This window comes from Halomonas chromatireducens (genome assembly GCF_001545155.1).
Taxonomy (GTDB): Bacteria; Pseudomonadota; Gammaproteobacteria; order Pseudomonadales; family Halomonadaceae; genus Halomonas; species Halomonas chromatireducens.
Genome location: NZ_CP014226.1, coordinates 3,601,336 through 3,627,807 on the forward strand (window position 1 = coordinate 3,601,336; position 26,472 = coordinate 3,627,807).

25 protein-coding genes, 1 rRNA gene and 1 pseudogene are annotated in these 26,472 nt (G+C 63.4%); 20 read left to right on the top strand and 7 right to left on the bottom strand.

The annotated features are described in order from the left end of the window. The first annotated feature begins 12 nt into the window (after positions 1–12). From LOKO_RS16645 to hisC, 7 genes and pseudogenes are all read left to right on the top strand, one after another. Positions 13–1,437 (top strand): class I adenylate-forming enzyme family protein, encoded by a 1,425-nt coding sequence (locus LOKO_RS16645; RefSeq protein WP_066451815.1) that lies wholly within the window; start codon positions 13–15, stop codon positions 1,435–1,437. Next, positions 1,434–2,600 (top strand): acetyl-CoA acetyltransferase, encoded by a 1,167-nt coding sequence (locus LOKO_RS16650; protein WP_066451816.1) that lies wholly within the window; start codon positions 1,434–1,436, stop codon positions 2,598–2,600. Before LOKO_RS16645 ends, LOKO_RS16650 begins: the two co-directional genes overlap by 4 nt. A gap of 63 nt (positions 2,601–2,663) precedes the next feature. Further along, positions 2,664–3,458 carry a 3-hydroxybutyrate dehydrogenase gene (locus tag LOKO_RS16655; RefSeq protein ID WP_066451818.1) on the top strand — a complete coding sequence of 265 codons (795 nt, stop codon included), beginning with the start codon at positions 2,664–2,666 and terminating at the stop codon, positions 3,456–3,458. 15 nt (positions 3,459–3,473) lie between these two features. Continuing rightward, complete coding sequence (locus tag LOKO_RS16660; RefSeq protein ID WP_066451820.1) at positions 3,474–4,040, top strand: LuxR C-terminal-related transcriptional regulator; 567 nt, start codon at positions 3,474–3,476, stop codon at positions 4,038–4,040. Positions 4,041–4,189: 149 nt separating this feature from the next. After that, positions 4,190–5,299, top strand: coding sequence for a TRAP transporter substrate-binding protein DctP (dctP, locus tag LOKO_RS16665; protein ID WP_066451823.1), 1,110 nt, complete (start codon positions 4,190–4,192; stop codon positions 5,297–5,299). A gap of 68 nt (positions 5,300–5,367) precedes the next feature. Continuing rightward, positions 5,368–5,547, top strand: a pseudogene (locus tag LOKO_RS16670) (TRAP transporter small permease subunit); the annotation flags it as partial. A 95-nt stretch (positions 5,548–5,642) separates the two neighbouring features. Beyond that, positions 5,643–6,698, top strand: coding sequence for a histidinol-phosphate transaminase (hisC, locus tag LOKO_RS16675; RefSeq protein ID WP_066451824.1), 1,056 nt, complete (start codon positions 5,643–5,645; stop codon positions 6,696–6,698). Between the two features lie 48 nt (positions 6,699–6,746). Here hisC and LOKO_RS16680 read toward each other — a convergent pair whose 3' ends face one another. The 3 genes from LOKO_RS16680 to tyrS all read right to left on the bottom strand — a co-directional run bounded on the left by LOKO_RS16680 (position 6,747) and on the right by tyrS (position 9,600). Then, a complete protein-coding gene (locus tag LOKO_RS16680) occupies positions 6,747–7,556 on the bottom strand; it encodes a substrate-binding periplasmic protein (protein WP_066451825.1) in 810 nt (269 codons plus the stop codon). 244 nt (positions 7,557–7,800) lie between these two features. Next, positions 7,801–7,916, bottom strand: a 5S ribosomal RNA gene (gene rrf, locus LOKO_RS16685). A gap of 484 nt (positions 7,917–8,400) precedes the next feature. Then, positions 8,401–9,600, bottom strand: coding sequence for a tyrosine--tRNA ligase (gene tyrS / locus LOKO_RS16690; RefSeq protein ID WP_066451827.1), 1,200 nt, complete (start codon positions 9,598–9,600; stop codon positions 8,401–8,403). 118 nt (positions 9,601–9,718) lie between these two features. Between tyrS and LOKO_RS16695 the strand changes: the two genes are divergently transcribed. Beyond that, a complete protein-coding gene (locus tag LOKO_RS16695) occupies positions 9,719–10,861 on the top strand; it encodes an anhydro-N-acetylmuramic acid kinase (protein WP_066451828.1) in 1,143 nt (380 codons plus the stop codon). A gap of 25 nt (positions 10,862–10,886) precedes the next feature. Here LOKO_RS16695 and LOKO_RS16700 read toward each other — a convergent pair whose 3' ends face one another. Together LOKO_RS16700 and LOKO_RS16705 are read right to left on the bottom strand one after the other, a co-directional pair. Then, entirely contained in the window at positions 10,887–12,029 is a 1,143-nt protein-coding gene (locus tag LOKO_RS16700) for a PilT/PilU family type 4a pilus ATPase (protein WP_066451829.1), read from the bottom strand. 78 nt (positions 12,030–12,107) lie between these two features. Next, complete coding sequence (locus LOKO_RS16705; RefSeq protein ID WP_066451830.1) at positions 12,108–13,139, bottom strand: type IV pilus twitching motility protein PilT; 1,032 nt, start codon at positions 13,137–13,139, stop codon at positions 12,108–12,110. Between the two features lie 67 nt (positions 13,140–13,206). Between LOKO_RS16705 and LOKO_RS16710 the strand changes: the two genes are divergently transcribed. The 7 genes from LOKO_RS16710 (at position 13,207) to LOKO_RS16740 (ending at position 18,279) form a co-directional block, all read left to right on the top strand. Then, positions 13,207–13,923: a YggS family pyridoxal phosphate-dependent enzyme gene (locus LOKO_RS16710; RefSeq protein WP_066451832.1), complete on the top strand. Its 717-nt coding sequence runs from the start codon at positions 13,207–13,209 to the stop codon at positions 13,921–13,923. A 235-nt stretch (positions 13,924–14,158) separates the two neighbouring features. After that, positions 14,159–14,983, top strand: a complete 825-nt coding sequence (proC, locus tag LOKO_RS16715; protein ID WP_066451833.1) for a pyrroline-5-carboxylate reductase — start codon at positions 14,159–14,161, stop codon at positions 14,981–14,983. A gap of 61 nt (positions 14,984–15,044) precedes the next feature. Next, positions 15,045–15,626, top strand: a complete 582-nt coding sequence (locus tag LOKO_RS16720; RefSeq protein ID WP_066451834.1) for a YggT family protein — start codon at positions 15,045–15,047, stop codon at positions 15,624–15,626. Positions 15,627–15,675: 49 nt separating this feature from the next. Beyond that, complete coding sequence (gene metX, locus LOKO_RS16725; RefSeq protein ID WP_066451835.1) at positions 15,676–16,833, top strand: homoserine O-succinyltransferase MetX; 1,158 nt, start codon at positions 15,676–15,678, stop codon at positions 16,831–16,833. Then, complete coding sequence (gene metW, locus LOKO_RS16730; protein WP_066452419.1) at positions 16,833–17,432, top strand: methionine biosynthesis protein MetW; 600 nt, start codon at positions 16,833–16,835, stop codon at positions 17,430–17,432. The genes metX and metW overlap by 1 nt, the downstream gene beginning before the upstream one ends. A 53-nt stretch (positions 17,433–17,485) precedes the next feature. After that, positions 17,486–17,941 (top strand): DUF4426 domain-containing protein, encoded by a 456-nt coding sequence (locus LOKO_RS16735; RefSeq protein WP_066451836.1) that lies wholly within the window; start codon positions 17,486–17,488, stop codon positions 17,939–17,941. Beyond that, positions 17,938–18,279 (top strand): Rieske (2Fe-2S) protein, encoded by a 342-nt coding sequence (locus tag LOKO_RS16740; protein WP_066451837.1) that lies wholly within the window; start codon positions 17,938–17,940, stop codon positions 18,277–18,279. The genes LOKO_RS16735 and LOKO_RS16740 overlap by 4 nt, the downstream gene beginning before the upstream one ends. On the opposite strand, the gene sfsA is transcribed toward LOKO_RS16740, so the two are convergent. Continuing rightward, positions 18,238–19,014, bottom strand: a complete 777-nt coding sequence (gene sfsA, locus LOKO_RS16745; protein ID WP_066451838.1) for a DNA/RNA nuclease SfsA — start codon at positions 19,012–19,014, stop codon at positions 18,238–18,240. The genes LOKO_RS16740 and sfsA overlap by 42 nt on opposite strands. 30 nt (positions 19,015–19,044) lie before the next feature. Continuing rightward, the gene (locus tag LOKO_RS16750) at positions 19,045–20,208 is read right to left on the bottom strand and encodes a pyridoxal phosphate-dependent aminotransferase (protein WP_066451839.1); all 1,164 of its coding nucleotides are present in this window, start codon (positions 20,206–20,208) and stop codon (positions 19,045–19,047) included. Positions 20,209–20,448: 240 nt separating this feature from the next. Between LOKO_RS16750 and dksA the strand changes: the two genes are divergently transcribed. From dksA to LOKO_RS16770, 5 genes are all read left to right on the top strand, one after another. Beyond that, the gene (dksA, locus tag LOKO_RS16755) at positions 20,449–20,886 is read left to right on the top strand and encodes an RNA polymerase-binding protein DksA (protein WP_066451840.1); all 438 of its coding nucleotides are present in this window, start codon (positions 20,449–20,451) and stop codon (positions 20,884–20,886) included. Positions 20,887–20,966: 80 nt separating this feature from the next. After that, on the top strand, positions 20,967–21,878 hold the full coding sequence (gluQRS, locus tag LOKO_RS16760) for a tRNA glutamyl-Q(34) synthetase GluQRS (protein WP_066451841.1): 912 nt from the start codon (positions 20,967–20,969) through the stop codon (positions 21,876–21,878). Between the two features lie 14 nt (positions 21,879–21,892). Next, a complete protein-coding gene (locus LOKO_RS19960; protein ID WP_043517015.1) occupies positions 21,893–22,069 on the top strand; it encodes a hypothetical protein in 177 nt (58 codons plus the stop codon). Beyond that, complete coding sequence (locus tag LOKO_RS16765; RefSeq protein WP_066451842.1) at positions 22,059–25,010, top strand: ATP-binding protein; 2,952 nt, start codon at positions 22,059–22,061, stop codon at positions 25,008–25,010. The genes LOKO_RS19960 and LOKO_RS16765 overlap by 11 nt, the downstream gene beginning before the upstream one ends. Next, complete coding sequence (locus tag LOKO_RS16770; RefSeq protein ID WP_066451843.1) at positions 24,988–26,382, top strand: sigma-54-dependent transcriptional regulator; 1,395 nt, start codon at positions 24,988–24,990, stop codon at positions 26,380–26,382. Before LOKO_RS16765 ends, LOKO_RS16770 begins: the two co-directional genes overlap by 23 nt. Positions 26,383–26,472: the final 90 nt, after the last annotated feature.

Consider the following 26,472-nt stretch of genomic DNA (forward strand, 5'->3'; position numbering starts at 1 on the left):
CGTAGACGGCTTGTGCAGGCCCTGGCTGGCCACTTCATCCACCACGCGCTCGCCCCGGGGGATCGAGTGGCCATCTACATGAAGAACCGGCCGGCCTATCTGGATGCCTTGCTGGCCGCCTGGTACGCAGGCCTGGTCGTGGTGCCCATTAACGCCAAACTCCACTGCCGCGAGGTAGACTTCATCCTCGAGGACAGCGGCAGCCGACTACTGATCAGCGACAGCACACCGGAAGCTCCGTTGGCCAGCACCGCCCGACAGCTCATGCCCGACTCCCCCAACTTCGTTCCCGATGGCAAGCCGCTCGCGGCACCAATCGACCGGGCATCGACCAGCGCCGCCTGGATTTTCTACACCAGCGGCACCACTGGCCGCCCCAAGGGAGCCACGCTCTCGCATGGCAACCTGGCCTGCATGAGCAACTGCTACTTGACCAACGTGGAGCGCGTCAAGGCCCACCACGTGCTGGCGCACTTCGCGCCGCTGTCCCACGGCTCCGGCATCTATGTCATCCCTTACCTGATGCGGGGGTGTGCCAACCTGGTGCCTGCCAGTGCCAGCTTCGACGAGTCCGAGTTCGTTGATCTGGTCAACCGCCATCAGGGCCTTGCCATGTTTCTGGCGCCGACCATGATTCGTCGTCTCGTCGACCATCTCGATGCCACCGATACGGCCCTGTCACTCGACCATCTGCAGGCGATAGTTTATGGCGGCGGGCCGATGTACGAGCGTGACCTGCGCGATGCTCTGGCGACCTTCGGTTCTCGGCTTGTGCAGATCTATGGCCAGGGCGAAAGCCCCATGACCATCTCGGTGATGAGCCGCGAGGAACATGCCTCCTACGCCGAGGCCAGCGACACCTCGAGTGACCTCCAGTCGCTGGTACCAGTCGGGCGCCCCCACCCCCAAGTTGAGGTGGCGATCCTGGACGCCGAGGGGACACTATTGCCCGACGGTGAGGAGGGAGAGATCTGTGTACGCGGCGACAGCGTGATGCTGGGCTACTGGAACGCCCCGGAGGCGACGGACGAGGCCCTGCGCGACGGCTGGCTCAGGACCGGGGACATCGGTCGCATGGAGGCTGACGGCACCCTGTTCCTGACCGATCGTGTAAAGGACGTGATCATCAGTGGTGGCACCAACATCTACCCGCGAGAGGTCGAGGAGGTGCTGCTGCAGCACCCTGCCGTCCACGAAGCCTCGGTCGTCGGGGTCCATCACCCGGTGTGGGGAGAAGAGGTGGTGGCCTTCGTCTCCCTCCACGGGACGGTCGAGCCTGAGGCCCTTGACCAGCACTGCCTGGCGCGCATGGCTCGCTTCAAGCGACCCAAGCGCTATCAGATCCTCGACGCCCTGCCCAAGAATGCCTATGGCAAGATCGTCAAGACGGAGCTGCGGAAGCGCCTTGCCAGCCAACAAGAGGAGAACCCAACATGAAGACGCGGATCATCGGCGTATCACACAGCCGCTTCGGCAAGCTCGACGACAGCCTCGAGGCTTTGATCGCCGACTCGGCCAGGGACGCCTTGGCCGACGCCGGCGTCGACGCCCGCGACATCGATGCCATCTATGTCGGACAGTTCAATAGCGGCATGTGCCCACAGGAGTTTCCTGCCTCCCTGGCTCTCCAGACCGACCCTGAGCTGCGCTTCAAGCCCGCCACACGCTGCGAAAACGCTTGCGCCAGCGGCTCGGCGGCACTCTACCAGGGCATCAACCTGATCGAGGGCGGACTGGCGAAACGGGTACTGGTCATTGGGGCCGAGAAGATGACCGACGCCTCACCCACCGCCATCGCCGAGGGCTTGCTGGGTGCCAGTTACCGGCCCGAGTCACAGGGTGTCGAGGCCGGCTTTGCCGGCATCTTTGCCCAGGTCGCGCGGGCCTACTTCGAGCGCTACGGGGATCACACCGATAGCCTGGCCCGCATCGCAGCCAAGAATCATGCCAACGGCGTCCACAACCCGCTGGCTCAGCTACGCAAGGACCTGGGGGTCGATTTCTGCCGCGATGTCTCGGACAAGAACCCGGTCGTTGCCGCGCCGCTTAAGCGCACCGACTGCTCGCCGGTCTCCGATGGTGCCGCGGCCATCGTGCTGTCCCACCCCGACGCCGCACCCACCAGCCAGCGCCAGGTTCGCTTCCGCGCCAGGGCCCAGGTCACCGACTTCATGCCGCTGGCCCGGCGCGACCTCACCCACCTGGAAGGTGCCGGCCGGGCCTGGAAGCAGGTGCTGGAAAGCGCCGGCCTCACCCTCGACGAGCTATCGCTGGCCGAGGTACACGACTGCTTCACCATCGCCGAGTTGATGATCTATGAGGCCATGGGGCTCACCCCGCTCGGCCAGGGCGCCCGCGCCATCAACGAAGGCTGGGTGATGCCCGACGGCAAGCTGCCGGTCAACCCCTCCGGCGGCCTCAAGTCCAAGGGCCACCCGGTCGGCGCCACCGGGGTATCCATGCACGTCCTGGCCGCCCGGCAGTTGCTGGGCGAGGCCACAGGCGTCCAGATCCCCGACGCCCGTCTGGCCGCCGTCTTCAACATGGGCGGCATGGGTGTGGCCAGCTACGCCAGTGTCCTGGAGCGCACCATCGGCTGACACCTCTCACTCGGGTCCTTGATGACAGCAACTCACACCAACAACAAGCGAGGAAGTACGGCCATGTCCCAGCTTCACGACAAGAACATCCTGGTCACCGGCGCCCTGGGGGGCATCGGTTCCGCCATTTGCCTGGCCTATGCCCGCCAGGGCGCCGCCATCATCGTCCACGATCGGGTGGCCCGTTCGGAAGAGGCGGTCGGCGCCTTGACTGATCAGCTCAAGGTAGCCGGCGCCAGGGAGGTCTGCTACCAGCAGGCCGACCTGGCTAGCCAACAGGCCATTCATGAGATGTTCACCCGCCTTCGTGAAGAGGGCCGTGATGTCGATATTTTGGTGAACAACGCCGCCATCCAGAAGACCGCTTCCATCGAGGCGTTTCCCGATGACCTCTGGGAGTCGATCATCGCCATCAACCTGGTTGCCGTCTACCACTGCACCAAGCAAGCGCTGGTCGACATGCGCCGCAAGGGCTGGGGGCGGATCATCAACCTGGCTTCGGTGCATGGCCTAGTGGCTTCAGTGGGCAAGTCGGCTTATGTATCCGCCAAGCATGGTGTGGTGGGCTTTACCCGGGAGGTTGCCCTGGAGACCGCCCGGGAGGACATCACCGTCAATGCCATTTGTCCGGGCTGGACCGACACGCCGATCATTGCGCCTCAGATCGAGGCTCGTCAACGGGCACTGGGTAGCAGCCGAGAGGAGGCCGTTCGCGACCTCGTCTCGGAAAAGCAGCCGGACGGCAGGCTCATTCCTCCCGCCCATGTGGCGGAACTGGCCCTGTTCCTGGGGGGAGAGTCGGCACGGCATATCACCGGCACAGCCATGCCCATCGACGGCGGCTGGACCTGCGTCTAAGGAGGAGACTGCCTGATGGCTACCTCTCCGCCCATGGGCCGCGAGCTGATGGCGCTGGCCTTCGAGTACTCGGCCAGCGCCATTGTGGTGACGCAGAAACGGCGCATCCTCGAGTGCAACCACGCCTTCTGCGACCTCTTCGAGTATCCGCGCAGCGAGTTGGTCGGCCAACTGATGCTCAAGCTCTACCCCTGCTTTGCGGACTTCAAGACGATCGGCGACCGTGGCTACAAGGAGATGCTGAGGACGCCGAACTATGCCGACGAACGCTTCATGCAGACGCGAACGGGCGAAGTCTTCTGGGCCAAGACTCGAGGACGAACACTGACGCCGGAGGCCCCTTTCGACCTGGCGGTCTGGACCTTTATCAAGATCGACGTTCGCCCCCAGGGGGCAAACCAACTCTCCATGCGCGAACGGGAAATTTCCAGCTTCATTGCCAATGGTTTGACCTGCAAGGAAATTGCCCGCCAGTTGGGGATCTCCCATCGCACCGTGGAAGCCCACCGCGCTCGCATCATGAAGAAGCTCGACTGCCGCAACACCGCGGAGATGGTGTCGCGCATCATCCAGCTTTCATAGGCAGGACCATCTACGGACTGCGCTACGTAGTACTACGTATATCGGCACGGGACAGGGCTCCCTAGGATGAAGTCAGAAGCGACCATTCCGACCGGTACGGCTCCGTGAATGTCGCTCGGCACCGACCCAACAATTACAAGGATCACGTCATGAAAACGCATCAGCATCTCCTTACCACCTGTTCATTGGCAGCGGCCGTTGCACTGGGCACTCTCTCAACCCAGGCCATGGCCGACAAGGCACGCTGGACCATGACCACGACCTGGCCGGATAACCTGGCCCTGATCGAGGCGGATCATCGCTGGGTCGATACGGTACACCGTATTGCCGGTGACGAGATCGAGATCGAGTTTCGCGCCGGCGGCACCATCATGCCGGGAGGAGAGGTCTTCGATGCTACCGAGAGCGGCAGTATCGAAGCGGCCGGTGAGACGGGCGTGTACTGGGCGGGGCGCTCTCCCGCCTTCGCCCTTCTGGGCACCACGGCGAGCCTGTTTAACGCGGTCGACTACCTGAATTGGATCCAGCACTGGGGGGGGTACGAGCTCTACCAAGAGGTCTACAACCAGTTCAATATCCAGTACCTGCCCTATGCCATTCTCAACAATGAGACGGGCTTCATCGGGCGTACCAAGATAGAGACGCTGGCCGACTTCGAAGGCAAGCGCCTGCGACTTGGGGGGCGCGATCAGGGCCGGATCCTAGAACAGCTCGGCGGCTCCCAGGTCACCCTGGCCGGCGGCGAGATCTACCAGGCCATCGAGCGCGGCGTGGTCGACGGGGCCGAGTTCTCCTCACCCGGGGTGGACTACCAGGCGGGCTTTGCCGAGGTTGCCGACTACTGGTCAACGCCTGGCTGGCACCAGTCCGCTACCGTATTGGGGGTCATGATCAACAAGGATGCCTGGGACGCCCTCACCGAGGAGACCCAGGAAAAGCTCGAGCTTGCGGCGCAGGCCAATCTGGCCTGGTCAATTTCGCACTTCGAGCAGAGCGCAACGGAAGGCACCCTGAACTTCCAGGAGGCTGGCGTGGAGATTTCCCAGCTGAGCGCGGATGAGCTCGCACGCATTCAGGAGATCACCAATGAAGTTTACCTACGCGGCGCCTGCGAGGACCCCATGTATGCCAAGGTGCTGCACTCGATGCTGAGCTATATGGACCATTACGCCAACTGGAGAGACCTGTCCGCGCCGTTCAATATGAGCCGGACCATGGACGACCTGCCGTCGCTGGAAGAAGTCGAAGCCTGCCTGTAAGCCCTCCCTGCCGCTCCGGCCCTGCGCCGGAGCGGCACTCTTCGCCCTGACGCCGGAGACTCGACTCCATGAATGCGATTGCCAAGGCGATCGACACGCTCAATGAGACACTCGGGCGTGTCATTGCGCCGTTGATTGCCATCATCACCCTGGTGGTGCTTTACGACATTGCCTTGCGCTTCTTTACCGGGCGCCCGAGCGATTGGGCCTTCGATATCACCAAGATGCTGTTCGGCGCCCATTTCATGCTNGCGCCTAGGCTAGCACGTCAACGGCTTGCGCGGTCACGCCGCTCGGGTCAACATGGGCTAAAGTTTCACGTCATCTAGCCAAGCGAGCGAGCATGAGCCAGTTATGGAGTCCCGCCGTGCGCGAGCTGACCCCCTATGTACCGGGAGAGCAGCCACGGGAACGCCTGATCAAGTTGAACACCAACGAGAACCCCTATCCGCCGGCCCCAGGAGTCGAGGCGGTGCTGCGTGACTTCCCCGCCGACCATCTGCGCCTCTACCCGGACCCGGAGTCTCGTGCCCTGCGCCAGGCCCTGGCCCATGAGTACGGTGTCGAGCCCGAGCAGGTCTTCGTCGGTAACGGGTCCGATGAAGTTCTGGCGCTGGCTTTCCAGGCCTTCTTCTGTCACAACCGGCCCCTCGAGATGCCGGCCACCACCTACAGCTTCTATCCGGTCTATTGCCGGCTGTATGGCATCGAGCGACGCCCCCTTCCGCTGGATAATCAGTGGCGCGTCGACCTCGAGGCTTTCACTTCTGATAGTGCCGGCGCCATCTTTGCCAACCCCAACGCACCGACTGCCCATGGCCACTGCCGTGATGCCATTGCATCACTGTTGGAGCGTATCACCGAGTGTGTCGTGCTGGTCGATGAAGCCTATGTCGACTTCGGCGGCGAAAGCGTCGTGCCGCTGGTAGCGAGCTACCCCAACCTGCTGGTAACAGGCACCTTTTCAAAATCACGCAGCCTGGCCGGTCTGCGCCTTGGCTATGCCATTGGCTCACGCGAGCTGATCGAAGGCCTCGAGCGGGTCAAGGACTCCTTCAACTCCTATCCCATCGACAGCCTGGCCAGTGCCATCGGTATCGCCGCGCTCGAGGACCGCAAGCACTTCGATGCCTGTCGGGGGAAGGTCATCGCGACGCGTGAACGCACCATACGGCGCCTGAATGAACTGGGCTTTGAAATACTGCCTTCCCAGGCCAATTTCGTACTGGTGGAGCATCCCGACTTCGATGCCGCCCAGCTCTTCGTCGGATTACGGGAGCGCGGCATTCTGGTGCGACATTTCAATACCGATGCGCTGCGTAATTTCCTGCGCATTTCCATCGGCACCGACGATGAGATGGATTCCCTGCTAGAGGCTCTGGAGATACTCTGCGGCTGAGAAGACAGTCGTTGACGTATATTCGCTGGCGCTCTCTTCAAGGGAGAGTCAGCGCCAGCGCGCCACTATGCGCTGATAATCGCCGCTCTCCTTGATGGCCTGAAACCCGGCGTCGAAATCGCGCAGCAGGCGTTCGGCGTCGGGGTTGGTCTTCAATCCAACCACATACTCTCTGCTGGCGCCGAATTCGGGTAATTTGTCGAACTGCCCCTGTAGCCCCATCTCCTTGAGCACATAGTCCCAGTTCGTTTCGTAGCCGGCAAACCCATCCAGACGCCCTCGCTGGAGCATACGAAAACCCTGCTCGATGCTATTGAGTGGATACTTCGATATCCCTTCCTGTTCGCCCCATTCATCCCCAAAGTTGTAGCCCCGGACCATACCGATAGTCATGCCATCCAGCGAAGCCAGGCCCTGCCACTCGATCTTTGTGCCCTGGTTTACGTAGACCAGGAAGGCAGCATCGTTGACCGGTGATTCCGAATAGGAAAAATAGCCCAATCGCTCCGTGTTCATACCCGTCGGGTAGAGCAGGTCGACGTTACCTTCTCTGACGCTCGCCATGGCGCGCGCCCAGTGCGTGATAACCAGCTCGATGGTGTAGCCCTGGGCATGAAAGCTTTCTCGCACGATATCCCAACTGTAGCCTTGAAAGCTGTCGGCATCGCTGCCGGGAGGCACCAACACCTCCGAGAATGGAGGGCCTCGGTTGTCTTTGTAGAAACCATAGGGGGGGTAATCGGAGAGTGTGGCGATCCGCACCGTTTTCTCTTCGGCTGCATAGGAGGCTGTCCCTCCCGCCCAGAAGAAAGCCAACAGACAGAATGTCGACAGGAAGAGACCTTGTAGCTGTTTCATAGCAACCCTCCCCCTAGTCACGATCTTGATTGCAGCATAACCACAAGCCTATCGCCGACTCATACCTTAACCTAACTTTGCCAAGTGTTACATATGAGCAAGTGCCATGAAAAAACCCCAAGCACGGAATGCTTGGGGTTTTCTCGGAATAAATGCCTGACGACCGGGGCGGCCTCCCGCTACTCTCCATGGGAGACCCCAAAACGGCGAAGCCCCGACCAATGGCCGGGGCTTCTGAATAAATGCCTGACGATGACCTACTCTCGCATGGGGAGACCCCACACTACCATCGGCGCTGAGCGGTTTCACTGCTGAGTTCGGCATGGGATCAGGTGGTTCCCGAACGCTATGGTCGTCAGGCAAAACGGGTTGGAATCATGCTGGCGTGATCGTCTCGGCCACGGTGCTCACCGNGGGTGATTTTGCCGCGAAGCGCCGCTCTTGCCGGCTGCCTTCAGCGTGGCGTGCATTCTACCGTCTCCGGCGCTTCTGTCAATCGCGAATCTCATCAGCCGATCCGGAAAAACCAAACAGAAACAAGCACTTTCTCCACTTCCACCGCCGGTAACGTTTGCCCGTTGCCGGCAGCGGATGCGTACTTTACGGCTTTCCCTTGGCCCCTGCAAGGGGCCTTGTAAAAAAATTTCAGGAAGATGACCGGCCAATGACAGAACGATGGACAGCCAAACTACCCACAGGCGCTTTTTACAAGCGCTTTCCACAGGCCGTTGGGCCAATCGCCTGTGGATGGAATGCCCGCCCAGAGACGACAACGCCCGCACATGGCGGGCGCTGGTAGAGCCACTGACTTGTAATCAGTCGCTCCAGGGAAAGGATAAGCTCCTTAGCAGAGCGTTACCCGCGCATAGCGCTTCTTGCCTGCCTGGATGACGTAACTCTTGCCGGTATCGAGCATATGGTCCTTGGCGACCACCTCGCCATCGACCTTGACCCGACCGTTGCCCAGCATGTCTTTGGCCTGGGCACTGTTGTTGGCCAGACCCGAGCGATTGAGCACGGCGGCGATGGGCGCCTGGGCACTGCCTTCGAAGTCGACCTCGATCTCGGGCAGGTCCTCGGGCAGCTCTCCCTCGGCCAACTGGTTGCCGGCAGACCGGTGGGCATTGGCCGCGGCCTCTTCGCCGTGATAGCGAGCAATCAGCTCCCGGGCCAGGATCATCTTGATATCGCGCGGATTGGCACCCTGCTCGGCATCGCGCTTGAGGCTTTCGATCTCTTCGTTGCTCTTCAGCGAGAGCAGCTCGAAGTAACGCCACATCAGGCTGTCGGGCAGGGAAACCAGCTTGTTGAACATGGACCCGGGCGCTTCATCCACGCCGACATAGTTGCCCAGCGACTTGGACATCTTCTGCACGCCGTCGAGGCCCTCGAGCAGCGGCATGGTGATGACGACCTGGGGCTCCATGCCGAAGTGCTTCTGAATCTCTCGCCCCATCAGCAGGTTGAACGTCTGGTCGGTGCCACCCATTTCCACATCGGCCTTCAGCGCCACGGAGTCGTAGCCCTGCACCAGCGGATAGAGAAACTCGTGAATGGAGATCGGCTGGCTGGACTTGTAGCGCTTGTTGAAGTCGTCTCGCTCGAGCATGCGTGCCACGGTGCTCTGGCCGGCCAGCTCGATCATGTCGGCCGCGGTCATGGCGGAGAACCACTCCGAGTTGAAGCGCACCTCGGTCTTCTCGGGGTCGAGGATCTTGAACACCTGCTCCTTGTAGGTCTGAGCGTTGGCGCGGACCTCCTCCTCGGTAAGCGGCTTGCGCGTGACATTCTTGCCGGTGGGATCGCCGATGCGCCCGGTGAAGTCGCCGATGAGGAAGATGACCTCGTGGCCGAGCTCCTGAAACAAGCGCATCTTGGTCAACAGCACGCTATGGCCGAGGTGCAGGTCAGGGGCGGTTGGATCGAAACCCGCCTTGATACGCAGCTTGCGCCCGGACTCGAGCTTCTTTACCAGCTCGTCCTCGATCAGGATCTCGTGGGTGCCACGCTTCAGAAGCGCCAGCGCGCTCGCGACATCGGTCATCGTCTCCGACTCCACACAATACGGTTGCCAGGCCCTGCCCGCAGGGTCCATTGAATGGGGCAGAATGTTAGCATGACTTGGCGCCTCGCGGAGGGGGCTCAGCAACTGGAGTAGAGGAATGACACTGTTCATCGGCCTGATGTCCGGCACCAGCCTCGACGGCGTCGATGCCGCCCTGGTCGAAATCGACGACCACGGCAAGGCGCACCTGCTCGCCACCCACGCCGAGCCCATGCCAAACAGCCTGCGCGAATCGTTGCTGGCACTCTGCCAGGCCGAGCGCGTCGAGTTTGCCGAACTGGCTTCGGCCGAGCACGCGTTCTGCCACCTGCAAGCGACAGCCGTCAAACGGCTGCTGGCTGCCAACGACACGCCGCCCGAGGCTATCGCCGCCATCGGCAGCCACGGCCAGACCATCGAGCATGCCCCCTGGGGGCATGGCAGGGGGCATGAGGAGGCACCCGCCTATACCCTGCAGCTGGACAACCCCAGCCTGCTGGCCGAACTGAGCGGATGCACGGTAGTGGCGGACTTCCGCCGCCGCGACCTGGCCGCCGGCGGGCAGGCGGCACCGCTGGCACCCGCCTTTCATGATGCTGTATTTCGTCGGCAGGATGAGTGGCTCATGGTGCTCAACCTCGGCGGCTTCGCCAACCTGACGCTGCTGCCGCCGGCCGAAAGCGATGCAGAGATCATCGGCTTCGACACCGGCCCCGCCAACGCCCTGATGGATGGCTGGCATGCGCGACATCGCGGTGGCCGCTTCGACTCGGATGGCGCCTGGGCCGCCTCGGGACGCGTCGACGAAGCCCTGCTGGAACGCTTGCTGGCCGAGCCCTTCTTCCATCGACCGCCGCCGCGCAGTACCGGCCGCGAAGTCTTTCATCTCGACTGGCTGGCGCGTCATCTGACGGGAAGGGAAGCACCTGAAGACGTGCAGGCCACGCTATCGGAGCTCACCGCCACCAGCGTCGCCCTGGGTATCGCAATGGCGCGAGAGCGGCTCCAGGCACCGCCGGCAGCGGCGCTGATTCCCTGCGGCGGCGGTGCCCACAACCCGGACCTGCTGACCCGCCTGGCCCGGCATATACCGGAGACCCCCCTGGTGCCCAGCAGTGACTGGGGCTGGCCGGCCGACTGGCTGGAAGCGGGCGCCTTCGCCTGGCTCGCCTGGCGACGCCTGGAGGGCCTGCCCGGGAACCTGCCCAGCGTCACCGGCGCCGCCGGCCCACGGGTGCTCGGCGGCATCTATGCTTCCTGAAACAGGAACCGAGGAAGCGCGCAGCCTAGAAGTCGTCCTCGTCGCGGAGTGACAGCCGTTGCGCCGAATCCTGCGCCTTGGCCAGCACATCGCTGCCTTCATCCTCGTACTTGATCATCATGCGCAGGTTATTCGCCGAGTCGGCATGCACCAGCGCCACTTCCTCGGTGATCTGCCCGGCCATGTAGAGCTCGAAAAGCGCCTGGTCGAAGGTCTGCATGCCGAGATCCCGGGAGCGGGCCATGACATTCTTGATTTCGCCGACGTCGCCCTTGCGAATCAGGTCGGCAATCAGTGGCGTGCGCAGCAGAATCTCGATAGCCGGGCAGCGCCCGCCATCACGGGTCGGCAGCAGCTGCTGGGCAACGATCGCATGCAGGTTGAGCGACAGGTCGAGCCATATCTGCTCGTGTCGCTCGTGGGGGAAGAAGTGAAGGATGCGATCCAGCGCCTGGTTGGCGTTGTTGGCGTGCAGCGTGGCCAGGCACAGGTGCCCGGTCTCGGCGAAGGTCAGTGCATGCTCCATCGTTTCGCGGGTGCGCACCTCGCCGATCAGAATCACATCCGGCGCCTGGCGCAACGTGTTCTTGAGTGCCACCTCGAAGGACTCGGTGTCGATCCCCACCTCACGCTGGTTAATGATCGCCTTCTTGTGGGGGTGTACGTACTCAATGGGATCCTCGACGCTGATGATATGGCCGCCCACCGTCTCGTTGCGCTGCTGGATCATCGACGCCAGGGTGGTCGACTTGCCGGTGCCGGTGCCGCCTACCACGAACACCAGTCCACGCTTGAGGTTGGCCAGTTCACCCAGCTGTGGCGGTAGCGACAGCTCTTCGAGATGAGGGATGTCGAAGGCAATACGGCGGATCACCATGGCCAATTGACTACGCTGCTGAAAGGCGCTGACTCGAAAGCGGCCCAAGCCGGAGAGGCTCAGAGCGAAGTTGGCCTCACGGTCGATCAGGAAGCGCTCCCGCAGACCCTCGGGAACCGCCGTATTGACCAGTTCCCGCACCTCAGCCAGCGAGAGCTTCTGGTCACCCAGCGCGATCAACTTGCCGGCGATCTTGATGGTGGGGGGAGCCTGAACCGAGATCAACAGGTCCGATGCTTCCTTCTGGGCCATGATGCCCAGCAGCTGCTCCAACCATTCTTGTGCTGTCATGTCCCTGCTCCCTTACCTGTTTATTTTTGGCACTTTCAATCAATGGCCCTGAGCCAGCAAGCCCCGCGCCAGCGGATCCTACGACAGCATACCCTTGGCCCGGGCCTGAGCCTCTTCGCGAGTCACGACATTGTCGGTGACCAGCTTGGCCAGGGACGCATCCAGGGTCTGCATGCCCAGGTTGCCACTGGTCTGGATCGCCGAGTAGATCTGCGCCACCTTGTCCTCACGAATCAGGTTGCGCACTGCCGCGTTGGCAATGAGGATCTCGTGTGCGGCCACTCGGCCACCGCTCTGACGCTTGAGCAGGGTCTGGGATATCACCGCCTGAAGGGACTCCGAGAGCATAGAGCGCACCATCGACTTCTCCTCGCCGGGAAAGACATCGATGATACGGTCGATGGTCTTGGCAGCAGAGGTGGTATGCAGGGTACCGAACACCAGGTGACCGGTCTCGGCAGCGGTCAGCGCCAGCCGGATGGTTTCCAGGTCGCGCAGCTCGCCGACCAGTATCACGTCGGGATCCTCGCGCAGAGCGCTGCGCAAGGCCTCGGTAAAGCCGTGGGTATCTCGGTGTACCTCACGCTGGTTGATCAGGCAGCGCTTGCTCCGATGCACGAATTCCACCGGATCTTCGATCGTGAGGATATGGTCGTAGCGGTGATCGTTGATATAGTCGATCATCGCTGCAAGCGTCGTGCTCTTGCCCGAGCCGGTGGGGCCGGTCACCAGTACCAGACCGCGGGGCAGCAGCGCCAGTCGACGGAAGACATCCCCCAGCGCCAGGTCGTCCATGGTCAGTACTTCACTGGGAATGGTACGAAAGACCGCGCCAGCGCCCCTCACTTGATTGAAGGCATTGACACGAAAGCGAGCCACGCCAGGCACCTCGAAGGAGAAGTCGGTCTCGAAGAATTCCTCGTAGTCGCGGCGCTGGCGGTCGCCCATGATGTCGTAAATCAGCTTGCGGACCTCCCGGTCCTCCATCGCCGGCACATTGAGCCGTCGAATGTCGCCATCGACACGGATCATGGGCGGCAGACCGGCAGACAGATGCAGGTCGGAAGCGTTCTGCTTTGCCGAGAACGCCAGCAGTTCGGTAATATCCATGCGGTTCCCCTGCTTCCAGGTAAGGTTCTCTTCAGTATGCCAGACCTTTTGACATGAAGGACTTCAGGTGAGTAATACCACGAATCTCGTCATCAGTGAGTCCCTGGCTGCCGCTCGAGGGCGGCTGACCGATGCCCTGGCGGCAGCCGGACGCCCGGCCGAAGATGCGCGCCTGCTCGCGGTCAGCAAGACCAAGCCGGCTGGCATGATCCGGGAAGCCTGGCTGCAGGGGCAGCGAGACTTCGGCGAGAACTACGTTCAGGAAGCACTCGCCAAGCAGACCGAACTCAGGGATCTGGAGGATATCGTCTGGCATTTCATTGGCCCGCTGCAGTCCAACAAGACACGGGAAGTGGCCGAGCACTTTACCTGGGTACACAGCGTCGACCGTGAGAAGATTGCCCGGCGGCTGAACGATCAGCGGCCCGACGGGCTCGGGCCGCTGAATATCTGCCTGCAGGTCAATATCAGTGCCGAGCCGAGCAAATCCGGGGTCATGCTCGAGGAGCTGCCGGGACTGGCCGAAGCCGTGCTGTCGATGCCGGCACTCAGGTTGCGGGGCCTGATGGCCATTCCCGCCCCGGCCAGGGAGGCCTCAGCACAGCGGGAACCCTTCGCCCGACTGCGCCAGGCACTGGGTACATTGCGCGAGACATTTCCCGAGGCGCCGCTGGACACCCTGTCGATGGGGATGAGCGCCGACCTGGAAGCTGCTGTCGCAGAAGGCGCCACACTGGTCAGGTTGGGTACCGCCATCTTTGGCGAGCGGGACCGCACCACCTGAGCCCGAGAAAGTCGGCAGGAAAGGCGATTTGGTCAGCTCCGCTGCTCGAAGAGCGAGTGATATCGTAGCTGCGAGTCAAAAGGTGAAGCTTGCGCGTGTAAATGCGTACTTTTGATCGGACTCGCGCACAAGCCGATGTTTAACGCAATATGGTCGAGCGCAGGCAGTTTCAGACAAAGCGTAGTGCGTACCGGCCTTGACCCGGTCGCTTCATGACGAAAAAGGATAGATCGCAATGGCCAGCAGAGTCACCTTCATCGGCGCCGGCAACATGGCCAGCGCCATCATTGGCGGGATGATCGACAGTGGGCACCCGGCCACCGGGATTACCGCCACCTCACCCAGCGATGCCTTCCTGGCGCCGATCCATGAGCGCTACGGCATTCGTACCAATACGGATAATGCCGCAGCGGTACGCGACGCTGATGTGGTAGTGCTGGCCGTCAAGCCCCAGGTCATGCGGAACGTCTGTGAAGGGTTGCGTGACACCCTGCAGCGGCAGCGCCCGCTGATCGTCTCGGTGGCCGCAGGAATCGACGCCGCCACCCTGCAGGCCTGGATGGGCGGCGGCACGGCGCTGGTCCGCTGCATGCCCAACACGCCTTCTCTGGTCGGCGCCGGTGCCGCCGGGCTATACGCCACGCCCGAAGTCACCGACGAACAGCGTAACCAGGCCAGCGAGCTGCTCGGCGCTGTGGGGCTGGTCGAGTGGGTCGAAGAAGAGTCCCTGCTGGATGCGGTCACAGCCGTTTCCGGCAGTGGCCCCGCCTATTTCTTCCTGATGTTCGAGGCCATGGAGGAGGCCGGTGTGAAACTGGGGCTGCCCGCCGAGACGGCTCGCCGGCTGGCGATCCAGACCGCTCTCGGCGCAGCGCGCATGGCCCAGGAAAGCGAGCTCACCCCGGCACGTCTCAAGCGTGACGTCATGTCGCCCGGCGGAACCACCGAACGTGCCGTTGAACATCTGGAGCAGGCCGGCCTTCGCGGCACGATGATCGACGCCATGGAAGCCTGCGCCAAGCGCGCCCGCGAAATGGGCGACGAATTCGCACAGCGCTAGCACCTAGAGGGCGCCCGCAGCTCGCGGCGACCTCCCCCGACATGAGAGAAAGGAGCCGAACATGGGAAATGCTGGCCTGTTGCTGGTCAACACCCTGATCAATATCTATCTGTTTCTGATGATGCTGCGCTTTCTGCTGCAGGCATCACAGGCCGATTACTACAACCCCATCAGCCAGTCGGTGGTGAAGATCACCCAGCCGGTGGTGCGCCCCTTCCAGAGCTTTCTGGGTCCGGTAATGGGCCGCTTCGATCTGGCAACCCTGGCCGCGGCCTTCGTGCTCAAGGCGATCAGCATTGTGGTGATCCTGCAAATCGCCGGGTTCGGGATGCCACCGATTGGCAACGTGGCCATCGGCGCGGTGGCCGCCATTGCCAATGCAATCCTCAAGATCTATTTCTTCGCCCTGATCGTGATGATCATACTCAGCTGGGTAGCCCCCAACGCCAGCCACCCGGGTGCGCTGCTGGTCATGCAGCTGGTGGAGCCGATCATGGCGCCGGTGCGCAAGGTCATTCCGCCGCTGGGCATGATCGACCTGTCACCCATCGTGGTATTCATCGCCATCAGCATTATCGACGGTATCGTGGTTGGCGCCCTGACCCGTGCCGCCGGTATCGCCGGAGCCCTGGTCGGACTATAAGCCCGTGTCGACCTTTACCGGACCCCAACGACAGGACGCCGAACCACCAATGCCCGAGATTCCCGCCGACTCGGTCGGCCTGGTGACGCCACAGACGGCGCACTTCGAAGACCCTCTGGAACTGGCCTGCGGCAAGACGCTGCCAGCCTATGATCTCGTCTATGAAACCTACGGCACGCTCAACGCCGAGCGAACCAATGCCGTGCTGATCTGCCATGCCCTTTCGGGTCACCATCATGCCGCGGGTTTCCACGCTGCCGATGAGCGCAAGCCGGGCTGGTGGGACGCCCATATCGGACCCGGTAAATCCATCGATACCGACCGCTTCTTCGTCGTGTCGCTGAACAATCTGGGGGGCTGCCACGGCAGCACCGGCCCCGTCAGCATCAATCCGCAGACCGGCCGCCAGTGGGGGCCGGACTTCCCGATGATGACGGTGGGCGACTGGGTCCACAGCCAGGCTCGCCTGGCCGATCGCCTGGGTATCGAGCGCTTTGCCGCCGTAATCGGCGGTAGCCTGGGCGGGATGCAGGTGCTGCAATGGAGCCTGGCCTACCCCGAACGCATCGCCAATGCCGCCGTCATCGCTGCGACTCCAAAATTATCGGCACAGAACATCGCCTTCAATGAAGTGGCACGACAGGCCATTCGTTCCGACCCCGACTTCCACGACGGCTGGTACAACGAGCACGGCAAGGTCCCGCGCCGTGGCCTCAAGTTGGCACGAATGGTGGGGCATATCACCTATCTGTCGGAAGATGCGATGGGCAGCAAGTTCGGTCGTGACCTGCGCAGTGAAGACCTCAATTTCGGCTACGGCGTGGAGTTTCAGGTGGAGTCTTACCTGCGACATCAGGGCGATACCTTCTCGGGCTCCTTCGATGCCAACACCTATCTGCTGATGACCAAGGCGCTGGACTATTTCGACCCGGCCGCGGTACACGGCGGCGTCCTGGCCAAGGCGGTGAAGCCGGCGCAGTGCCCCTTCCTGGTGGTCAGCTTCACCAGCGACTGGCGCTTCCCTCCCTCCCGCTCCCGAGAGCTGGCCAACGCCCTGACCCGGGCCGGCAAGTCGGTAAGCTACGTGAACATCGACTCCCCCCACGGTCATGACGCCTTCCTCTTGCCGGAGCCACGCTACCAGGCCGTCTTTACCGCCTTCATGTCCCGTGCGGCCCGTGACCTGGGCCTGGAGGAGCGCTCATGATGCGAGCCGATCTGGAACTGATTCATCGCTGGATTCCCCAGGGCGCGCATATCCTCGACCTGGCCTGCGGCGACGGCACCCTGCTCGAGGCGCTGGCCCGGGACAAGGGGGTGAGCGGCTATGGCCTGGAGATCGACCCGGCGGGCATCACCGCCTGCATCGAAAAGGGCGTCAACGTCATCGAGCAGAACCTCGACGAGGGCCTGGTGAACTTCGAGGATGACACCTACGATCTGGTGGTCATGACCCAGGCGCTGCAGGCGCTGCGCCGCCCCGACCGGATGCTCGACGAAATGCTGCGGGTCGCCGACGAGTGCATCATTACCTTCCCCAACTTCGCCTACTGGCGGCACCGTGTACACCTCGGTATTCGCGGCTACATGCCGGTCTCCAAGACGCTGCCCCATGCCTGGTACGATACCCCCAACATTCACCTGTCGACCTTCAACGACTTCGAGCACCTGTGTCGTGAGAAGGGCCTGACGATCACCGACCGGGCCGTGGGGATACGCGATCATGAAGGTCACTGGGCCTCGCGGCTCTGGCCCAACCTGTTCGGCGAAATCGCCATCTTCCGCATCAGCCGGCAGCGGAAATAAGCCCCGGCGCGGGGACCTCCATGGCAGACCGGCTGCGACAAGAGGGAGCCACAATGCAATATCCAACCAGCCTGGCCAACATCGCTTGCCTGCTGCTCCTCTGCCTGGCACTGCCCCTGCAGGCCCAGCAGTACGAACAGGTGGGCGACTACCAGGTACACTACAGCGCCGTCAGCACCAGCTTTCTCAGCGCGGACGTGGCCGCCGAGCATGGCATTCAGCGCAGCCCTGCCATGGCGCTGGTCAATGTCAGCGTGCTCGAAGCGCTTGAGGATGGCACCATGCGGGCGGTAAACGCCCCCGTCAGCGGTAAGGTCGGCACGGTCGGCGATGGCTCCCCCTCCCCCCTCTCCTTCCGCTCGCTGCGCACCGGCGACAGCGTGTCTCAGGTAGCGGTCTTCCGTATCATTGAGGACGAACCCATGCGCTTCGACCTCGAGGTCCGCCACGACCGCAATCAGGCACCCGCCAAGGTCGGCTTCATCCAGCGATTCACCATCGACCGATGAGCCCTGTGCCTGCCACCATCATCGCCCGACGCGCTCAGCTCGACGCCACCTCGGCATTGGGTCTGCATCTGCCCGACGGGCGCGACGTCCTTCTGGTAACGGTGCATGGGAAAATCAGCGCCTTCGTCAATCGCTGCCCTCATCAGGGGGTTGCGCTGCAGGCGGAACCGAACGTCTTTCTCGAAGCCGGCGGGGAGCTGATCCAGTGCGCCATGCACGGCGCCCTGTTCCTGCCCGACACCGGCGAATGCGTCTTCGGTCCCTGCCAGGGGCGCCACCTGGAGCCGGTAGCGGTTTCAGTCGACGCCGAGGGCAATATCCAGCTGGCGGGTGAGTGAAACGGGCAGCGCCCCGGTCAGTCGAATCACCTGCGGCACCCCCTCGCGGCAGTCCACCCGGCAACCATGAGCCAGTATCTCGACCCCGCGCTCCGACGCCTCGCCCAGTGCCATCGCATAGGCGGGGTCGAGGTGTGCGGCGGCAGCCACATCCCCGATGCCGGTATGGGCCACGCAGAATAGCAGCACCGCCCTATGGCCCTGCGCCGCCAGGTCGCCCAGCACGCCCAGATGGCGCCGCCCCCGCTCGCTCACCGCATCGGGGAAATAGCCATGGCCATCGCTCTCCTTGAGGGTGACCTGCTTGACCTCGACATAGGCGGTTCCCCGCAGCGGATCGTCCAGGCGAAAATCGAGCCGACTCGATGCTGCTCCCCCCTCCGTTGCCACCTTCGCCTCGCGCTTCAACGTCGCATAGCCCGCCAGGGGCGCCACCTGCCCTGCGCGCAGCGCCTCTTCGACGATACGGTTGGTCCGTCCGGTATGCACCGACGCGAATGCCAGGCTACCGTCAGACTGGGGCAACTCGATCAGCTCCCAGGTCCAGGCGAGCTTGCGCGACGGGTTATCGCTGGGTGCCAGCCAGACGCGGCAGCCCGGCACGTTCACCGCCCGCATGGAGCCGGTATTGGGACAGTGGGCAGTTACCTCACGCCCGTCGGCGAGGCGCACGTCGGCCAGGAAGCGCTTATAGCGGCGCAGCAGGGTGCCGGGCACCAGCCGAGGATACTCCATGGAAAAACCTCCGATTCATTGCTGCGCCCGCTACGGTTGGCGCGCCAGGAAGCGCTCGAGCCGGGCCACGGCCTCCTCGAGCCGTGCAATACCGGTGGTAAAGGCGATACGCACGTGATGCTCCCCTCCCGTCAGCGCGAAATCGATGCCCGGCGTGATCGCCACGTTCTCCTCCTCGAGCAGCTGCCGGCAGAAGGCCTGGCTGTCGCGACTATAGCGGGAGATATCCAGCCACAGGTAGAAGGCCCCCTGGGGCGGCAGCGAGGGCGCCAACCCCAGCCGGGCAAGCCCTGCCAGGAGCGCATCGCGGCGCTGCCCCAGCTCGGCACGGCGCGTCTCGAGGATATCGCGACACTCAGGCGTGAAGGCGGCCAGTGCCGCGTGCTGGGCCGGGGTGGAGGCCGCCAGGAACACGTTCTGGGCCAGCCGGGTGAGCGGCTCCACTGCCGCCTCGGGTGCCAGCAGCCAGCCCAGGCGCCAGCCGGTCATGCCGAAGTACTTGGAGAAGCTGTTGACCACGAAGGCATCGGGGGTGATCGCGGCCACCGACAGCGGCGCGATGTCGTAGCAGAGCCCCTGGTATATCTCGTCCACCAGCAGTTCGCCGCCCCGGGCCGCCACGCTGTCGGCAACCGCGGCAAGCTGCGCCCCATCGAGCATATGGCCGGTGGGGTTGGAGGGCGTGGCCAGCATCGCCAGGCGGGTGTCCTTCCGCCAGTGTTGCTCGATCAGTGCCGCATCCAGCTGCCAGCCGCTCTCTGGGCCCACCGGTACGGCATCGACTTCGGCGCCGGCCAGGGCCATGAAGTGGCGATTGCAGGGATAGTTGGGGTCGGCCATCAGCACCCGGTCGCCGGGGCCAGCCAGCAGCTGGCTGGCCAGCAGGAGCGCTCCTGATGCCCCCGGGGTGACCAGAATCCGTGACGGGTCCACCACGGCACCGAAGTGCTCGGCGTAGTGCCCGGCGCTCGCCTCGCGCAGCGCCGGTAGCCCCGCTGCCGGCGTATAGCGGGTCTGCCCCGACGCCAGCGCCTGCTGCCCGGCGGCGAGCACCGGCGCCGGCGTGGTAAAGTCGGGCTCGCCCACCTCCAGGTGTATGACATCGTGCCCGGCTGCCTCACGGGCCTGTGCGATCTCCAGCAGGCTCATCACACGGAAAGGGGCTACACGATCGACCCGCGCGTTCCACGACATGACTGACTCCCGATTAAAATTTCCGGGCCTGACGGGAACCTTTCACCGCCGGGCTTTCCAAGGTAGATTCTATCTTTTTTCAAGACCGTCGCGCAGGCCGCTCCCTCGCCAGTATTGCCAAGGTAGCTATTGCAAAGGCGGCGTTTTTCCGCTAAACAAGCATGCCTTTGGCGTGAGATACCGTGCAGAGTATCGGAGCGGGTATTGATCAGCAGTCACTAAAGTTAAAGAGGCAGTCCCATGCCAGTAGCAGACCAAAAAACGGAAGCGCCCAAGAAATTCACCCCGTACGAGCCAGCATCGGGTGAAGAGTACATGAACGAGCAACAGCTGGAGCACTTCCGACAGATCCTGCTGGGCTGGAAACAGGAGCTCATGGAAGAGGTGGATCGCACCGTGCGCCATCTGCAGGAAGAGGCGAACAACTACGCCGACCCAGCCGATCGTGCCACTCAGGAAGAGGGCTTCAGCCTCGAACTGCGCACACGGGATCGTGAACGCAAGCTGCTCAAGAAGATCAACGAGACCCTCGATAAGATCGACGAGGACGACTATGGCTTTTGCGAGGCATGCGGCGTCGAAATCGGCATCCGCCGGCTTGAAGCCCGCCCCACAGCGACACTGTGCGTGGACTGCAAGACCCTGGCCGAGCTCAAGGAGAAGCAGCTCGGCGGCTGAGCCGCAAACCATTGCTGCTGTCGCAACGGGCACCCCAGGGTGCCCGTTTGCGTGACGACCGCCAACATCGGGAGTCATCCATGCCCCCTTATCGCGGCCGCTTCGCCCCCACCCCATCCGGCGCACTTCACTTCGGCTCACTGATCGCCGCCCTGGCCAGCTTCCTCGATGCCCGCCAGGCGGACGGCCAGTGGTTGCTGCGCATCGAAGACATCGATCCGCCACGCTGCCCCCCCGGGGCCGCCGATACCATCCTGCGTCAGCTCGAGGCCTTCGGGCTGCACTGGGACGGCCCGATCCACTGGCAGAGCGACCGCAACGAGGCCTACGCCGCCGCCCTGGAGAACCTGACGTCACAGAGCCTCGCCTACCCCTGCAGCTGTTCACGCAAGCAGTGGCGCGACTTTCCGATCTACCCCGGCTGGTGTCGCCACGGCGTGCGGGAGCCCGAAAAGCCATGGGCATGGCGACTGCGCAGCGACAAGGGGCTGCGTCCGATCATGTGGCAGGATAGGCTGTTCGGTATCCAGCGCTTCGATCCGGCCGAGCTGGGCGACGTGGTACTCAAGCGCAAGGATGGTCTCTGGGCCTACCAGCTGGCCGTGGTGGTCGATGATGCCGACCAGGGCATCACCGATGTGGTGCGTGGCTTCGACCTGCTCGACAATACGCCCTGGCAGCGCCAGCTGCAGCATGCCCTGGGCCTGCCTGAACCGCGCTACCTGCATCTACCCCTGATCATGAGCCGCGACGGCCAGAAGCTCTCCAAGCAGAACCTGGCACCAGCGCTCCCCGTGAGAGAGAAGGAGGTGCGCCCACTGCTGCATCGCGCCCTGGCAGCACTGGATCAAGCGCCGCCCGATTCACTGGCCTCCGCACCCGCTACCGAGCAGCTCGAATGGGCCATTACCCACTGGGAAGTGGGTCGCATTCGCCCCGAGGCCACCCGGCAGGCTGCTGCTGCCGACATGGCTGCCACTGATCCACCCTGACCGAGGAGCACGCCGTGTACGTCTATCGCATCATGCTGCTGCTGGTATTCGGGGGCTACCTGCTCTCGCCGCTGCTGATGAGCGGCTGGTCCAGCCCGGGGGTGGCCTGGTACCGCCCCTTCGTCATATGGGGAATACTTATTGCGCTGACGTTATGGCTGGAGCAGAAGAGGAAGCTGGATGAACAATAGCCTGGCCAGCGTCTTCGCCCTGGGCACCAGCTATCTGCTGCTGATGTTCCTGTGCGCCCTGGCGGTGGAGCGCGGCTGGATCGGCCGCCGCATTACCCGCCACCCCGCCGTCTATACCCTGGCATTAGGGGTGTATGCCAGCGCCTGGGCCATCTACGGCAGCCTGGAGCTTGCCGCCAGCGAAGGGTACGGCTATCTCGCCTACTACCTGGGCGTGGCCGGCGCTTTCCTGCTGGCGCCGGTCCTGCTGGTCCCCATTCAGCGCATGACCCATACCTACCAGCTCTCCTCGCTGGCCGATCTCTTTGCCTTTCGCTTTCGCTCACGCTGGGTCGGCACCCTGGTAACGATCATCAGTCTGCTGGCTGTGCTTCCCCTGCTCGCTCTACAGGTGCAGACCCTGGGTGATGCCATCTACCTGATGACAGGCGCGGCCTCACCTGCCCTCCTGGCACTGGTCTTCAGCGCTCTTATAGCCCTGTTCGCCATGCTTTTCGGTACCCGGCACAGGCACCAGTACGCTCGGCATGACACGCTGCTGACGGTCATCGCCTTGACCTCGCTCATCAAGCTCGGCGCCATGCTGGCGCTGGGAGGAATTGCCCTGTTCGTGGTCTTCGATGGTCCAGCCGACCTGCAGCTCTGGCTGGATGGCCCCGGCCAGGCCTATCAGGCGGGAGTGACACAGCCCGATGCGGCCCACTGGCGCACCCTCTTGCTGCTGTTTTTCGCCGCGGCCTTGCTGATGCCGCACATCTTCCATATTACCTTTGCCGAGACGCTCTCACGGCACACCCTGCTTCAAGCCAGCTGGTCCCTGCCACTGTTTCTGCTGCTGATGGCAATACCTGTGCCGCTGATCCTGTGGGCCGGCCAGCGACTGGGAAGCGATCAACTGATCGGTTCCGCCTATCTGGCCTTCGGGCTATCGGAATCATTCTGGGTCCAGGCGCTCGCCTTCATCGCCGGCCTGGCCGCCACAAGCGCGACCATGGTGATCATCGCCCTGGCCCTGTCGGGGATGATCCTCAATCATGTGCTGCTGGTCGCGCACCCCCCGGAAGCCCAACCCAACCTCTATCGCTGGCTGCGCTGGCTTCGTCGCGGGCTGATCGCCGCGGTAATCCTGGGTGGGTGGCTCTTCTACCGTACTGTCGGGGTCAATCATGACCTGACCACCCTCGGGCTCGCCGCCTTTGTAGGCATGGCGCAGTGCCTGCCGGGCCTGCTTGCGCTGCTCTACTGGCCCGGAGCCAATCGCAAGGGCATGGTATCGGGCCTGGTCATCGGGACCCTGGTCTGGCTTGTCGGCCTGTGGCTACCCCTGCTCACAGCCCTCCCCGCCCTGGTGCTGATACCACCCGGGCTGGAGATGCTCACCGGCGAGCCGAACTGGTATGTCGTAACCCTAGTGTCGCTGGCCGCAAACAGCCTGACTTTCATCATCGTGTCGCTGGCCACCCGTACCTCTCCCGGCGAGCGTGCCGCTGCCGAGGCCTGCTCGGTGGACGCCGTGATCCGCCCCAAGCGCCTGCCCCTGCAGGCAGCCACCGGTGAAGAGTTCAAGCAACCCCTGGCCAGGGCGCTCGGTGACGAAGTCGCCGAACGGGAAGTGGAGCGAGCCCTGACCGACCTGGGCCTTTCCCCCCTGGACGGCCGCCCCTATGCGTTGCGCCGCCTGCGCGACCGGATCCAGGCCAACCTTTCCGGCCTCATGGGGCCTTCGGTGGCCCAGGATATCGTCGACCGCTACCTGCCCTACCGGCGTGGTGGCCAGGAACCCACCGACGACATCCACTTCGTCGAGAGCCGCCTGGAAGCCTATCGCTCACGCCTGACCGGACTGGCCCGGGAGCTGGATGGGCTACGTCGCTACCATCGTCGCATCCTGACACGGCTACCCGTGGGGCTGTGCGCCTTCGGTGTCGACGACGAACTGCTGATGTGGAACGACGCCCTGGCCGAGCTCTCCGGCATCGATGGCAATAGCGTGATCGGCGCCCGCCGCGACGGCCTCCCCGCCCCCTGGGGAGATCTGTTGAGTCGAGCCGAGCAGGAGGATCACCTCTACAAGCAGGCGGTGACACTGGAGGACGGCACCCGCTACCTGACCCTGCACCGGGCCGAACTCAAGGCCGACGACGACGTCCGCGGCGGCACCGTGATACTGATCGAGGACCATAGCGAAATGAAGTGGCTGGAAGACGAGCTGGTCCATGCGGCTCGTCTTGCCTCCATCGGCCAGCTTGCCGCCGGGGTCGCCCATGAGATCGGCAACCCCATCACCGGCATCTCGTCGCTGGCCCAGAACCTGCGCTATGACACCAGTGATCCCGAAGTCCTGGAAACTGCTGCCCAGATACAGCAGTTGACCGACCGTGTCTCCCGTATCGTGAGCTCACTGGTGGGCTTCGCCCACGGCGGCCGCCACATCGGCGGCACCAGCTTCGCCCCGGTCGCAGTCGCGGCCGTTACCGACGAGGCCTTGCACTTGTTACAGCTGGCACGCTCAGGCGAGGATGTGAGGTACCATAATCTCTGCCCTGCCGAACTGGAGGTGATCGGCGATGCCCAGCGGCTCCAGCAGGTGATGATCAATCTGCTGAGCAATGCCCGCGACGCCAGCCAGCCGGGTGGCAACATAGTGATAGCCGCGGAGCCGGAAGGCCGCATGGTGAGAGTGACCGTCACCGACGAAGGCGAGGGGCTCGACGCCAGAGTCCGCGATCACCTGTTCGAGCCCTTCACTACTACCAAGCCACCGGGTGAGGGAACCGGCCTGGGGCTGCCGCTGGTCTACAGCATCATTGCCGAGCATCATGGAAGAATCGAAATCGAGTCACCGCCCCCCGGGCATGAATGCGGCACCCGCATCTGCCTGTGGCTGCCCACCGAACGACAGGATGGTGAAGAGACGAATGAGCAGGATTCTGATCGTTGAAGACGAGGCTATCATTCGCACCGCCCTTCGGCGGCTGCTGGAACGCCATGACTATCGCGTCAGTGAAGCCGGCTCGGTCGATGAGGCGCTCGCCCTGGATCCCAAGAACTTCGATTTGGTGATCAGCGACCTACGCCTGCCCGGCGAGCCGGGAACCGCCCTTATCGCCAGCGTGGCGCCGGTTCCGGTGCTGATCATGACCAGCTACGCCAGCATGCGCTCGGCGGTCGATGCCCTGAAGGAAGGCGCCGTCGACTATGTGGCCAAGCCATTCGACCATGACGAGCTGCTCGAAACGGTGTCCAGGGTACTGCACCAGCACTCCTCCCAGCGCTCGCCGCCGCCGGACATCACCGATGCGGGTGGCTCGCGCCAGCAGATGATCGGCGAGTGTCACGCCATGCAGGCTGTCTACACACGCATCCGCAAGACGGCACCGGCAGACGTCACGGTGCTGATCCAGGGCGAGTCGGGAACCGGCAAGGAGCTGGTGGCCCGGGCCATTCATCAGCAGAGCAAGCGCGCCGCGGCAGCGCTGATCAGCGTCAACTGCGCCGCCATTCCCGAGACGCTGATCGAATCCGAGCTCTTCGGCCATGAAAAAGGGGCTTTCACCGGCGCCAGTGCCGCTCGCACCGGACTGGTGGAGGCAGCCGACGGCGGCACCCTGTTTCTTGACGAAATCGGGGAACTGCCCCTGGATGCACAGGCACGCCTGCTGCGGGTCCTGCAGGAGGGTGAGATCCGCCGTATCGGCTCGGTGGAGACCCGTCATGTCAATGTTCGCCTCATCGCCGCCACCCACCGCGACCTGCGGGCCCTGTCGAAGACCGGCGAGTTCCGGCTCGATCTCTACTATCGCCTCAACGTGATGCAGATCGACCTGCCACCGCTGCGCGACCGCGAGGAGGATGTCCTGACCATCGCCGATGTTTTGCTGGAAAAGGCGTGCCGGCGTCACGAGCGCAACGGCCTGCGTCTCTCACGTGCCGCACGCCAGGAAATCAGGGACTACCCTTGGCCGGGCAACGTCCGCGAACTGGAGAATGCTCTGGAGCGCGGCGTGATACTCGCGGAAGGTCACCTGATCCACCCCGATGACCTGGGCCTCCACCCCGCTCGGCCGGCCTCATCCCGGCTGCCCCTCGAACCGATGCCGAGAACGGTCGATCCGGTCGAGAGCGAACAGGACGAGAATGGTGACGACCTTTCCCTGGAGGATTATTTCCAGCATTTCGTCCTGGAGCATCAGGATCAGATGAGCGAGACGGAGCTTGCCCAGAAGCTGGGCATCAGTCGCAAGTGCCTGTGGGAGCGGCGCCAGCGCCTGGGCATTCCGCGCAAGAAGCAGGCCCGACGCAGCAGTGCCTAACCCATCAGCGATGGGGTGCGAGGGCCGACTACGACTATTGTCCAAGCGCCGCTGGCATATGCCAGCGGCGCTTTTTTGCTGATTCGCCGG

Bases quoted from the DNA above. Each gene is read 5' to 3' on its own strand.
- LOKO_RS16700 (WP_066451829.1), bottom strand. From the start codon at position 12,029: ATGACAGCACAAGAATGGTTGGAGCAGCTGCTGGGCATCATGGCCCAG.
- LOKO_RS16770 (WP_066451843.1), top strand. From the start codon at position 24,988: ATGAGCAGGATTCTGATCGTTGAAGACGAGGCTATCATTCGCACCGCC.
- gluQRS (WP_066451841.1), top strand. From the start codon at position 20,967: ATGCCCCCTTATCGCGGCCGCTTCGCCCCCACCCCATCCGGCGCACTT.
- LOKO_RS16680 (WP_066451825.1), bottom strand. From the start codon at position 7,556: ATGAAACAGCTACAAGGTCTCTTCCTGTCGACATTCTGTCTGTTGGCT.
- LOKO_RS16720 (WP_066451834.1), top strand. From the start codon at position 15,045: ATGGGAAATGCTGGCCTGTTGCTGGTCAACACCCTGATCAATATCTAT.
- LOKO_RS16750 (WP_066451839.1), bottom strand. From the start codon at position 20,208: ATGTCGTGGAACGCGCGGGTCGATCGTGTAGCCCCTTTCCGTGTGATG.
- LOKO_RS16695 (WP_066451828.1), top strand. From the start codon at position 9,719: ATGACACTGTTCATCGGCCTGATGTCCGGCACCAGCCTCGACGGCGTC.
- LOKO_RS16705 (WP_066451830.1), bottom strand. From the start codon at position 13,139: ATGGATATTACCGAACTGCTGGCGTTCTCGGCAAAGCAGAACGCTTCC.
- LOKO_RS16655 (WP_066451818.1), top strand. From the start codon at position 2,664: ATGTCCCAGCTTCACGACAAGAACATCCTGGTCACCGGCGCCCTGGGG.
- LOKO_RS16650 (WP_066451816.1), top strand. From the start codon at position 1,434: ATGAAGACGCGGATCATCGGCGTATCACACAGCCGCTTCGGCAAGCTC.
- sfsA (WP_066451838.1), bottom strand. From the start codon at position 19,014: ATGGAGTATCCTCGGCTGGTGCCCGGCACCCTGCTGCGCCGCTATAAG.
- LOKO_RS16740 (WP_066451837.1), top strand. From the start codon at position 17,938: ATGAGCCCTGTGCCTGCCACCATCATCGCCCGACGCGCTCAGCTCGAC.
- LOKO_RS16765 (WP_066451842.1), top strand. From the start codon at position 22,059: ATGAACAATAGCCTGGCCAGCGTCTTCGCCCTGGGCACCAGCTATCTG.
- LOKO_RS16660 (WP_066451820.1), top strand. From the start codon at position 3,474: ATGGCTACCTCTCCGCCCATGGGCCGCGAGCTGATGGCGCTGGCCTTC.
- hisC (WP_066451824.1), top strand. From the start codon at position 5,643: ATGAGCCAGTTATGGAGTCCCGCCGTGCGCGAGCTGACCCCCTATGTA.
- metX (WP_066451835.1), top strand. From the start codon at position 15,676: ATGCCCGAGATTCCCGCCGACTCGGTCGGCCTGGTGACGCCACAGACG.
- dksA (WP_066451840.1), top strand. From the start codon at position 20,449: ATGCCAGTAGCAGACCAAAAAACGGAAGCGCCCAAGAAATTCACCCCG.
- LOKO_RS16735 (WP_066451836.1), top strand. From the start codon at position 17,486: ATGCAATATCCAACCAGCCTGGCCAACATCGCTTGCCTGCTGCTCCTC.
- proC (WP_066451833.1), top strand. From the start codon at position 14,159: ATGGCCAGCAGAGTCACCTTCATCGGCGCCGGCAACATGGCCAGCGCC.
- dctP (WP_066451823.1), top strand. From the start codon at position 4,190: ATGAAAACGCATCAGCATCTCCTTACCACCTGTTCATTGGCAGCGGCC.
- metW (WP_066452419.1), top strand. From the start codon at position 16,833: ATGCGAGCCGATCTGGAACTGATTCATCGCTGGATTCCCCAGGGCGCG.
- tyrS (WP_066451827.1), bottom strand. From the start codon at position 9,600: ATGACCGATGTCGCGAGCGCGCTGGCGCTTCTGAAGCGTGGCACCCAC.